The sequence below is a fragment of the Paenibacillus sp. JSM ZJ436 genome (assembly GCF_044383795.1).
Taxonomy (GTDB): domain Bacteria; phylum Bacillota; class Bacilli; order Paenibacillales; family Paenibacillaceae; genus Paenibacillus_AQ; species Paenibacillus_AQ algicola.
Window position 1 is genome coordinate 436,182 of record NZ_JBISEO010000002.1, and the last position, 6,297, is coordinate 442,478.

A 6,297-nucleotide genomic window follows, 5' to 3' on the forward strand; every position below is an offset into this window, starting at 1 on the left:
ATATTATATTTTCATCTTGATGTTAGTGTAAGCTTACCATAGCCCGGGGGCCTGTTTCATCCACGTGCCGCGATCATGGAGGTGCCTGTCATTTCCTGCGGCTTCTCCAGGTTCATCAGATCGAGAATCGTTGGAGCGATGTCGGCCAGAATGCCGCCTTCCCGAAGCGTGATGCTCTCATCGGTAACGATGAACGGAACCGGATTCGTGGTGTGTGCCGTGAACGGACGTCCGTTCTCGTCAAATACCATATCCGCGTTACCGTGATCCGCTGTAATCAGGACAACGCCGCCCTTGGCAAGAACCGCGTCCACGACTTTGCCGACGCACTCATCCGTCGTTTCCACGGCCTTGATCGTGGGCTCCAGCATGCCGGAGTGTCCCACCATATCAGGGTTGGCAAAATTCAGGATGATCGCGTCATGCTTATCCGCCTCAATCTCCTTCACGCAGGCATCGGCGACCTCGTAAGCGCTCATCTCCGGCTGCAGGTCATAGGTAGCGACCTTTGGCGAATTGATCAGCACCCGAGTCTCACCCGGCAGCTCAACATCCCGGCCGCCGCTGAAGAAAAAGGTGACATGCGGATACTTCTCCGTCTCCGCAATCCGCAGCTGCTTCTTGTTGTTCTGCACGAGCACTTCTCCAAGCGTGTTGTCGAGGTTCTTCGGCTTGTAGGCAACAAAGCCCTCTACCGTTTCACTGAACAGGGTCAGGCAGACGAAATGCAGCCCTTCCGGGGACTTCGGTCCGCGGTCAAAGCCGGGGAAGTCCTTGTTCGTAAACACCTGAGACAGCTGAATCGCCCGGTCTGGACGGAAGTTCAGGAAGATGACCGAATCCCCGCTGTCCACCGTAGCTACCGGCTGGCCCTGGCTGTCCACCATAACCGTCGGCTCAAGGAACTCGTCATAGATCGATTTCTCATACGAGTCATGAATGGCTTGCAGAGGATCCACATATTTCGGGCCCTCCCCATATACCATAGCACGATAGGTCTTCTCGACCCGATCCCAGCGCTTGTCACGGTCCATGGCAAAATAACGCCCCGATACCGTAGCAATTTTGCCCACGCCGACCTCTTCAATCTTGGCAAGCAGATCGTGAATGAACTGCTTCCCGCTGTCCGGTGCCACATCGCGGCCATCCATAAAGGCATGGATATAAACCTCGTCCAGCTCTTCCTTCTTGGCCAGGTCGAGCATCGCGAACAGATGTGCAATATGACTGTGTACGCCGCCGTCCGATACGAGGCCGTACAGATGAAGCTTCCGATTGTTCTGCTTGGCAGCGCGAATAGCTCCTACCAGCGTCTCATTCTCGAAAAATTCACCATCCCGGATCGACTTCGTAATCCGGGTCAGATCCTGATACACGATCCGGCCGGCACCGATATTCAGATGACCTACCTCGGAGTTGCCCATCTGGCCTTCCGGCAAGCCTACGGCTTCGCCGCAGGCTGTGAGCGTCGTGTTAGGATACTGCTTCAGGTAACGGTCATAATTCGGCTTATTCGCCTGGGCGACGGCATTCCCTGTAGTCGTGTTGCGCAGGCCGAAGCCGTCCATAATGATTAATGCGACGGGTCTTGATGCAGACATCTTACTTCGCCCCCTCAACGAGCTGGATGTACGAAGCAGGCTGCAGGCTCGCCCCTCCGACCAACGCACCGTCGATGTCGCTTTGTCCCATATACTCTGCCACGTTCTCCGGCTTCACGCTGCCGCCGTACTGAATGCGTACCTGGGAAGCCACGCTCTCCCCGTACATGCCCTGTACCAGCTCACGGATATAGGAGATAACTTCATTGGCGTCCTGGGAAGTGGAGGATTTGCCGGTGCCGATGGCCCATACCGGTTCGTATGCAATAATAGCCTGCACTGCTTGTTCTGCAGTCACATCTGCAAATGCAGCTTCCGTCTGAACCTTGCACACATCCTTCGTCTTTCCAGCTTCACGCTCTTCCAGGCTTTCGCCGACACAAACGATAGGCAGCAGTCCGTGCCGGAATGCCGCATGCATTTTCTTGTTGACGCTCTCGTCGGTTTCGTTGAAATACTGGCGGCGCTCGGAATGGCCGATGATGACATAATCCACGCCCAGGTCCTTCAGCATCCCTCCGCTGATTTCGCCTGTGAATGCCCCTTGATCTTCAAAATGCAGGTTCTGCGCACCGATCTTGATGCCCGTGCCTTCCGCTGCTTTTACCAGTGCAGGAAGAGTAGTGAAGGGCGCACAAATCACGCTTTCTACACCTTCTACAGCGCTGTTCTTGATTTCTTGCACGAATGCTTCTGCTTCCGGAATCGTCTTAAACATCTTCCAGTTGCCGGCAATAATAGGTGTTCTCACACGGTTCAACTCCTTTGATTCGCTGGAGCATCCGGACCTTCATCTGTGCGCCCGCATGCCCCTGCTGTCAAAATAACTCTATCTCAAGATACTACTTATCGTTCAGGGCTACAACACCAGGAAGCGCCTTGCCTTCCATAAACTCTAAGGAAGCGCCGCCGCCTGTAGAGATATGATCCATCCGGTCTGCCAGCTGGAATTTCTCAGCCGCAGCTGCAGAATCGCCACCGCCGATCACCGTGTACGCTTCCGTCTCCGCACAAGCCTGTGCGACCTGACGTGTACCATAGGAGAACGGCTCGATTTCGAACACGCCCATAGGTCCGTTCCATACGACCAGCTTGGAGTTCTTGATCACATCGGCATACAGCTCACGCGTCTTCGGTCCGATGTCCACGCCTTCCCAGCCGGCAGGAATGCCGTCGATGCCTACGATCTGGGTATTCGCACTTGCGCTGAAGTCATCAGCCACGACAATGTCCACCGGAAGGTAGAAGTTCTTGCCCAGCTCCTTCGCCTTCTCCAGGAAGCCGAGTGCGGTATCCAGCTTGGAATCATCGCACAGGGACAGGCCGATTTCATGGCCTTGTGCCTTCAGGAAGGTGTAGGTCAAGCCGCCGCCGATGATGATGTTGTCAGCCAGGGTAAGCAGATGGTTGATGACGTCGATTTTGTCTTTTACTTTGGAGCCGCCAACGATCGCTGTAAAAGGACGATCAGGGTTAGACAGCGCCTTGCCGAGCACGGACAATTCTTTCTCCATCAGAAGGCCGGATACGGCCGGAAGATGATGCGCAATGCCTTCTGTAGAAGCATGGGCACGGTGAGCCGCACCGAACGCATCATTGACGAACAGGTCTGCCAGCTCTGCGAATTGCTTCGCAAGCTCAGGGTCATTCTTCTCTTCGCCCGGGTAGAAGCGAACGTTCTCCAGCACGAGCACCTCTCCAGCCTGCATGCTCTGGATCTTGGATTTCACCGCGTCACCTACAGCCTCATCGGCTTTGGCTACCGGCTGGCCCAGCAGCTCGGACAGGCGCTCGCTTGCTGGTGTCAAGCGGAGTTCTTCTACAACCTCGCCCTTCGGACGGCCCATATGGCTCGCCAGAATGACCTTCGCACCCTGCTCTACCAGGTACTTAATGGTCGGCAGCGTTTCACGGATCCGGGTGTCGTCGGTAATTTTGCCGTTTTCGAGCGGCACATTAAAATCAACACGGACAAATACCGCTTTGCCTTTTACTTCTACATCACGCACACTTTTCTTGTTCATCTCCACGTTCCTCCTAAGAAAACTATTCTCCTCACCAACAGCAGGCGGCTCTCTTTTTCTCTATAAAAAACGTTTCATTACAAACCAAAGAGGAGCACCTCAGGGAACCCCTCTTCGATTTATAGCACAATCTAATAATTACAGACCTTTGCTTGCGATGTAAGCAGCCAGGTCAACGACACGGTTGGAGTAGCCCCACTCGTTGTCATACCAGGAAACGACTTTAACCATGTTGTCACCAACAACCATAGTGGACAGGGAGTCGATGGTGGAGGAAGCTGGGTCACTGTTGTAGTCGCTGGATACGAGCGGCTCTTCAGAGAAGTTCATGATGCCTTTCAGCGGGCCTTCAGCAGCAGCTTTCAGCGCACCGTTAACTTCTTCCATCGTTACGTTCTTGGACAGCTCAACCACGAGGTCTGTCACGGAAACGTTCTTCGTAGGTACACGCATAGCCATACCGTTCAGCTTGCCTTTCAGCTGTGGCAGAACCAGGCTGACGGCTTTAGCTGCGCCCGTTGTGGAAGGAATGATGTTCTCGGCAGCAGCACGGGCACGACGCAGGTCTTTATGCGGCAGATCCAGTACTTGCTGGTCATTCGTGTAAGAATGAACCGTCGTCATCATGCCTTTTACGATACCGAACTGCTCGTCAAGCACTTTCGCGAAAGGAGCAAGACAGTTCGTTGTGCAGGATGCGTTGGAGATTACATTGTGGTTCGCTGCATCATACTTGTCTTCGTTTACGCCCATAACGATCGTGATGTCTTCGTTCGTTGCCGGAGCGGAGATGATAACCTTCTTCGCGCCGCCCTTCAGGTGAGCTTCTGCTTTCTCCTTCGCTGTGAAGATCCCTGTGGATTCTACTACGATTTCAACGCCATGCTCGCCCCAAGGCAATGCTTCAGGGTTACGCTCTGCAAATACCTTTACTTCGCGGCCGTTTACGATCAGCGCGCCTTCTTTAGCTTCAACTGTCGCGTTCAGTCTGCCGTGCGTCGTGTCGTATTTCAACAGGTGTGCAAGCGTGCTTACATCTGTCAAGTCGTTGATCGCTACGATTTCTACATCGTTGTTGTTCAGCGCTGCGCGGAACACGTTACGTCCGATACGTCCAAATCCGTTAATACCTACTTTAACCATGAGTAATTCCCTCCATATAGTGAAAGTTTTATTTATTCAAGACAGACCGTAAAGCCCGTCGAGACAACACATTCATAAAAAACACATTCTGTGAATTCCAAACATCTACGGCTCGCGCCTGCATGCAATTCTTGCACAGAGCTCTACGGCCGCCGCTTCATCGAGAACCAGAATGTCCTCTTGTCCGAACTTCAGCACGGAGTGAATGGCCTTTGCCTTGCTCACCCCGCCTGCGATTCCGATAATAATCTCCGTCCGGACAATGTCCTCCAGCCTGAGGCCCAGCGTCAGCATGCGGTGCACAACGGTGCCTTCTTCACTGAAATAGTAGCCGAAGGATTCCGCGACCGCTCCCTCCTTGCGGAGGTCCTCCATCGCCTCGGACCCCAGCCGGCGCCGGCGCGCCATCTCCATGGCATCCCCGATGCCGTGAATAATGATCCGGGAGCTGCGAATGGAATCTACAATTTCCTGGATATTGGGATCCTGGACCAGGGACTGATACGCATCATCGCTCAGTAAATCCGGTACATGCAGCAGGCGGTACTCAGCTCCCACCTTCTTGGCCATCTTGGAAGCAATCGTATTCGCCTGAATCTCCACGCTCTCGCCGAGACCGCCCCGCGCTGGCACGAACCATGCGCCCTTCAGGGGCCCGCCAGCCGGCGAGCCCATCTGCTCTGCCACCTCAGCCAGCGTGGAGCCGCCGGTCACCGCGATCGTATCTCCGATGCGGGCCTCCTGCAGCAGCGCTCTCGCGCCGGCGCGGCCAAGCTCGCGCTTGACATCCGGCGAGGACTCGCTGTCTCCTGGCACGACGACGACCTTGCGAAGCCCGTAAGCCTCGCGAATCTGCTCTTCAAGATCGTCCAGCCCGAACAGGTCCTTCATTGCCGGCTCCAGCTGGTCCAGCAGCAACTCGCCGCTGCGGCTGATGCGCATGCCAAGGCTCTCGATTTCCAGCAGTCCCTGGGACTTCAGGAAATCGGTCTCTGCTCGCAGCACCCGCTCGGTCATAGCCAGAGACGCTGCAAGGGTTCGGCGGCCGACCATGCCTTGAGAGCGAATCTGCCGCAGCACCGTATATCTTCGCTTCAGAGTGTCCATCAGATCGGGCAGAAGCTGCTCTTGTATTTCTAATAAATGACGCATACCTTCCACTCCCGCAACTTCGTCTTTGGAGTTTGGTCTGGTGGTCAAAAAATGTCCCAGCTAAACTTTTTCAGTCCCACTAACATTCTAACGAATATCCGTGGCGGTTGCAAGTGTACCGAAAGTATATTTCTCCGCCCTTCTCCTTCTTATTCATGTCCATGAGAGATAAAATATAGCTTCCTCGCTACACTAAGTGGCTGAAGTCTGATTTCTAAAAATTATGTCAATACTGCCTGATAAGAATATTGATAGGGTGGTCATGACGATGTGGACTCCAATTAGCAATAAAGATAACCTGATTGCAGAGATGTTTCGAGTTGCAATGGCGCTTGAGAAACCATGGGAACTCACGCACATTGAATATGATGATCAGG

At 54.1% G+C, this 6,297-nt stretch carries 5 protein-coding genes; all 5 read right to left on the reverse strand.

The window, feature by feature from the left end:
* Window positions 1-56: 56 nt before the first annotated feature.
* The 5 genes from gpmI to ACH6EH_RS04195 all read right to left on the reverse strand — a co-directional run bounded on the left by gpmI (window position 57) and on the right by ACH6EH_RS04195 (window position 5,920).
* Window positions 57-1,601 carry a 2,3-bisphosphoglycerate-independent phosphoglycerate mutase gene (gene gpmI / locus ACH6EH_RS04175; RefSeq protein ID WP_397331237.1) on the reverse strand — a complete coding sequence of 515 codons (1,545 nt, stop codon included), beginning with the start codon at window positions 1,599-1,601 and terminating at the stop codon, window positions 57-59.
* A gap of 1 nt (window position 1,602) precedes the next feature.
* Window positions 1,603-2,352, reverse strand: a complete 750-nt coding sequence (tpiA, locus tag ACH6EH_RS04180) for a triose-phosphate isomerase (RefSeq protein ID WP_138224055.1) — start codon at window positions 2,350-2,352, stop codon at window positions 1,603-1,605.
* Between the two features lie 91 nt (window positions 2,353-2,443).
* A complete protein-coding gene (locus ACH6EH_RS04185; protein WP_397331238.1) occupies window positions 2,444-3,625 on the reverse strand; it encodes a phosphoglycerate kinase in 1,182 nt (393 codons plus the stop codon).
* Window positions 3,626-3,763: 138 nt separating this feature from the next.
* Window positions 3,764-4,768, reverse strand: coding sequence for a type I glyceraldehyde-3-phosphate dehydrogenase (gene gap / locus ACH6EH_RS04190; protein ID WP_397331239.1), 1,005 nt, complete (start codon window positions 4,766-4,768; stop codon window positions 3,764-3,766).
* 105 nt (window positions 4,769-4,873) lie between these two features.
* Window positions 4,874-5,920 (reverse strand): sugar-binding transcriptional regulator, encoded by a 1,047-nt coding sequence (locus tag ACH6EH_RS04195; RefSeq protein ID WP_397331240.1) that lies wholly within the window; start codon window positions 5,918-5,920, stop codon window positions 4,874-4,876.
* Window positions 5,921-6,297 lie beyond the last annotated feature (377 nt).

Excerpts from the sequence above, each read along its gene's own strand:
- gpmI (WP_397331237.1), bottom strand. The coding sequence starts at position 1,601 with ATGTCTGCATCAAGACCCGTCGCATTAATCATTATGGACGGCTTCGGC.
- ACH6EH_RS04185 (WP_397331238.1), bottom strand. The coding sequence starts at position 3,625 with ATGAACAAGAAAAGTGTGCGTGATGTAGAAGTAAAAGGCAAAGCGGTA.
- gap (WP_397331239.1), bottom strand. The coding sequence starts at position 4,768 with ATGGTTAAAGTAGGTATTAACGGATTTGGACGTATCGGACGTAACGTG.
- ACH6EH_RS04195 (WP_397331240.1), bottom strand. The coding sequence starts at position 5,920 with ATGCGTCATTTATTAGAAATACAAGAGCAGCTTCTGCCCGATCTGATG.